General features: G+C 63.0%; 2 protein-coding genes. Both read left to right on the top strand.

The window, feature by feature from the left end; translation table 11 throughout:
• Positions 1-843: zinc-binding dehydrogenase (locus tag EOC06_RS37155; protein WP_128310108.1), on the top strand; the 843-nt coding region annotated here is incomplete at its 5' end.
• A gap of 13 nt (positions 844-856) precedes the next feature.
• On the top strand, positions 857-1,490 hold a 634-nt coding region (locus EOC06_RS37150; RefSeq protein WP_164898993.1), incomplete at its 3' end, for a lipid A biosynthesis lauroyl acyltransferase.

Raw genomic sequence — 1,490 nt, 5'->3', positions numbered from 1 at the left:
GCCTCGGGCGAGGTCGAGGCGGTAGGCTCCGGCGTTTCCAGCCTGCTGCCCGGACAATTGGTATCGATCTACGGCGCGCGCACCTGCGGCCTCTGCCGAGCCTGCCGCGAAGGCCGCGACAACCTCTGTGAACATGTTTCGGGTGTGCACGGTTTCCATCTCGACGGTTTCGCGCAAGAGAAGATCAACCTGCCGGCTCGCCTGCTGGTCCCCGCCCCGCCCGGCGTGACCGACATCGGCGCGGCGGTCGCGCCCGTCACCTTCGGCACGGTCGAGCACATGCTGTTCGACAACGCCAGGCTACAGCCCGGCGAGACGATCCTTATCCATGCCGGCGGATCCGGCATCGGCTCGGCAGCCATCCAGCTGGCCAAACGGATGGGCTGCACCATCATCACCACGGTCGGCTCCAACGACAAGATCGACAAAGCCAAGGCGCTCGGCGCCGACCATGTCATCAACTACCGCGACGACCGTTTCGAGGGCGTCGTGCGCAAGCTGACCAAGAAGAAGGGCGTCGATGTCGTCTTCGAACATGTCGGCGCCGACACTTTTGCCGCCTCGATGTTGTGCCTGAAGCGCGGCGGCCGCCTGGTGACCTGCGGTTCGACTTCCGGCGTGTCGACGCAGATCAATCTGATGCAGCTGTTCCAGCAGCAATTGAAACTGCTTGGCTCGTTTGGCTGCCGCATGGAAAACATGGCCAACGCCATGCAGAAAATGGCGGCGGGACAGGTCGCACCCGTCATCGACACCGAAGTCGGCTTCGACGGTATCGACGCCGCGCTGAAGCGCATGGAAGGCCGCGACGTTTTCGGCAAGATCATCCTGCGCGTCGGCTAGAGCCTTGACCTCTGTGTTCAAGAAGTTCCGCCGGGATCTAAAATTTCGCTACGGCAGGCAACTGCGCCAGCTCAATTACTGGCTGGTGGCGCGCGCCGCAATGATGATCATCTCGGTCCTGCGCCTGCTGCCGGCCGACAGTGCGTTGAATTTCGCCGACCGCGCCGCACGCATGGTCGGCCCCCGGGTGGGACGCCATCAGGTCGCCGTCGACAATCTGCGCAAGGCCTATCCGGAAAAGGGCGAAGCCGAGATCCAGGCGATCGCCTCCGACATGTGGGGCAACATGGCCCGTCTTGCCGCGGAATACATCTTTCTCGACGCCCTCTTCGACTATGACCCTACAGCGATCAAGCCCGGCCGCATCGAGGTCAAAGGAGCGGACCACTTCCTCGAAATCGCCAGCGAAGTGAAGCCGCACATCGTCTTTACCGGCCATCTCGGCAATTTCGAATTGCTGCCGGTGGCGGCGGCGACCTTCGGCATGAACATCACGGCGCTGTTTCGCCCACCCAACAATCCTTATCTTGCCGACTACATCCTCTCGACGCGCCGCTCGACCATGGGCTCGTTGCTGCCATCGATGGCCGGTGCCTCATTCGCCTTGGCCGGGGTCCTGGAGAACGGCGGCAACATCGGCATCCTTG

This window comes from Mesorhizobium sp. M7A.F.Ca.MR.362.00.0.0 (assembly GCF_004023175.1).
Taxonomy (GTDB): Bacteria; Pseudomonadota; Alphaproteobacteria; order Rhizobiales; family Rhizobiaceae; genus Mesorhizobium.
This window is presented reverse-complemented; position numbering and strand designations above follow the sequence as displayed.